General features: G+C 70.7%; 3 protein-coding genes. All 3 read right to left on the reverse strand.

Annotated elements, in window-relative coordinates:
* On the reverse strand, window positions 1–189 hold a 189-nt coding region (locus PKH97_RS16105; protein WP_324388624.1), incomplete at its 3' end, for a hypothetical protein.
* On the reverse strand, window positions 186–635 hold the full coding sequence (locus PKH97_RS16110; protein WP_324388625.1) for a Fur family transcriptional regulator: 450 nt from the start codon (window positions 633–635) through the stop codon (window positions 186–188). The genes PKH97_RS16110 and PKH97_RS16105, both read right to left, overlap by 4 nt.
* Window positions 636–738: 103 nt before the next feature.
* Window positions 739–2028 carry an MFS transporter gene (locus PKH97_RS16115; RefSeq protein WP_324388626.1) on the reverse strand — a complete coding sequence of 430 codons (1290 nt, stop codon included), beginning with the start codon at window positions 2026–2028 and terminating at the stop codon, window positions 739–741.
* Between the last annotated feature and the right edge of the window lie 126 nt (window positions 2029–2154).

The raw sequence follows: 2154 nt of genomic DNA on the forward strand, positions 1-2154 counted from the left end.
GAGGGCGCCGACGCCGGTCGGGCGGGCATACACCTCCAGGAGCACACGCGTCGCCTCGGGCGCGGCGACCGCGAACGTCACAGTGGCGCCCTCTCGGTCGACGTGGGCGCCGAGCGGCCAGGCTGCGCCCGCCCAGGAATCGGGGTCGCGCGGTGTCGGAAAGGCGGCCAGCGGCCTGAGGAAGTTCATCGGCTCATTTCGTGATCGGCGCAGCCGGCGCAGCGGCCGGACAAGGCGGTATGGGCGGGTTCGAGGACGAAGGCGTGATCGGTGCGCAGAGTTGCGGCCACCCCATCGAGCACGAGGACGGGCAGGTCGCTGATCGCGCCGCAGACCCGGCACTCGAGGTGCAGATGCGCACCCTCCCTCGCCAGGTGATAAGCGGTGGCGCCGTGGCCGAGATGGATGTGCTGCACGACGCCGACGGCCGCCAGGGCTTCGAGGCAGCGATAGATGCTGCTCAGATGCAGCGTGCCGTGATCGGCGAGAGCCTGGATCTCCTCGGCACTGAGGTGACCGGGTGTGGCGGCCAGGGCGCGCACGACCGCACGTCGCTGGCTTGTCATCCGCTCGCCCCGTTCCCGGAATCGCTCGGCCACCTCGTCGATGAGGTCGGCAACGTCCGGGTCGGTCACCCGGCAATTGTGCCTACGACTCGCACCTCGAGTCGAACACTGGCGCGAGCGGGGCCGAGGCCACGGCGAAGCCGCCCGGATCGCGCGCGCCGGACCCGGCTGGTCAGCCGGCGGGACCGGGCAATCGGGTACCCGTCGCGCGCGAGCGCAGGGCAGCCAGCAACGCGACGGCGACCAGGCCGGTGATCACCCCGAAGCCGAGCGTCGGATTCAGCGGGATGGCGATGCCGACCGCCCCACCGACCACCCAGAAGGTCTGCAGCAACGTCTCCGACCAGGCAAAGACCCGGGCCCGCTGCCGGTCCGCGACCTCCCGCTGGATGAGCGCGTCGAGGCTGAGTTTGCCCAGTTGCGAGAAGAGCCCGGCGATCAGGCCGACCGCCACGAGCGTCCATACCGAATAGAAGAAGGTGACCGCAAGCGTCGCCGCTCCGGCGAGCGCGATCAGAATGGTTGCGATGACCTCCGGAGGGGGCAGGTGGCGCCGGTTGCCGATGAAACTCCCGGAGGCATTGCCCAACCCAGCGGCTCCGGCGAAGAGCCCGAGCACCAGCGACCCGCTCATCCCCGCGATGGGGTGCACGCGCATGAGGAAGGCCATGAACAGGGTGAGAAAGCCCGAGAGCATCCGGGCACCCGTGCACACCCACAGGACGTAGCGCACCAGCACGGGCAACGCCCGCATCCGGCGCGCCGGAGTCGCGCTCTCGCCCTCGGCGAAGTCGGCCTCGCCGCGGTCGGAATCCACGCGGGCCGGCAGTCGGATGGCCAGGACGGTGCCGACGACATAGATGAGGAAGGCCGCACGCAGCGACCACTCCGGGCCGATCTTGGCCAGCGCTCCGGCGATCGCGCCGCCGGCGATCATGCCGAGCAGGCCGACGATATTGACCCGCGCATTGGCCTTGACCAGCGTGATCCCGTCGGGCAGCAGGCGAGGGACGGCGGCGGCGCGGGTCACGGCATACGACTTGCTGGCCACCAAAGCGCCGAGAGCGGCCGGGAAGAGCCAGGCCGAGTTCGTCACGAGGGCGCCGGCGAGGACCCAGCTGAGAAAGGCCCGGGTGGCCAAGGTGGTGCCGATCGCCCAGCGCCGCCCGTGTCGGAAGCGGTCCAGCAACGGCCCGATCAGGGGCGCCAGCAGCACGAAGGGCGCCATCGTCAGGGCCAGGAAGAGGGCGACCTTGCTGCGGGCCTCGTCGGTGGGCAGCGCGAAGACCGTTCCCGCGAGCGAGACCGTCAAGGCCGCGTCGCCGGCGACATTGACCGTATGCAGTTGGATCAGCCGCGCCAGGCCGCTCGCGTCCGCGCCGTCGGCCTGGGCGAAGGCCTGATAGCGGCGCGCGCCGGCCCGCGTCCCCTGGCCGATGCGGCTCGCGGGGATCGAAGTCACCGACGGCGAAGGCTACGACCTGCATCATCCGGCCGAAGCCACGCTGCAACTCAATCCATTGCCGGAACTCCTCCATTTGGAGCGCACCGCGACCGGAGTGGCATTGAGCTTTCGCGGGGTCGTCGG

It is taken from the genome of Nostocoides sp. (assembly GCF_035343835.1).
Classification (GTDB): Bacteria; Actinomycetota; Actinomycetes; order Actinomycetales; family Dermatophilaceae; genus Nostocoides_A; species Nostocoides_A vanveenii.